Source organism: Leifsonia sp. SIMBA_070, from assembly GCF_046534635.1.
Classification (GTDB): domain Bacteria; phylum Actinomycetota; class Actinomycetes; order Actinomycetales; family Microbacteriaceae; genus Leifsonia.
Genome location: NZ_JAWRYK010000788.1, coordinates 1 through 244, shown reverse-complemented (window position 1 = coordinate 244; position 244 = coordinate 1). Strand labels below are relative to the sequence as shown.

At 66.4% G+C, this 244-nt stretch carries 1 protein-coding gene; it reads left to right on the top strand.

Features of this window, described 5'->3' with window-relative positions:
* The coding region (locus SB754_RS22370; RefSeq protein WP_410784474.1) for a TrmH family RNA methyltransferase at positions 1 to 244 on the top strand (244 nt) is incomplete at both ends.

Genomic DNA, 244 nt, shown 5'->3' with positions numbered 1-244 from the left:
ACCATTTCCCCGCAGGGCATTGTGGCCGTATGCCGCATCACCGACTACGACCTGGACGACGTGCTGGCTTCCGGCGCCCAGCTGATCGCAGTTCTGTGCGAGGTCCGGGACCCGGGCAATGCCGGCACCATCCTGCGCGCCGCTGATTCCGCGGGCGCTGATGCCGTGATCCTCACGGCCGCCAGCGTGGACATCCACAATCCCAAAGCGGTGCGCTCCACCGCCGGGTCTCTCTTTCATCTCC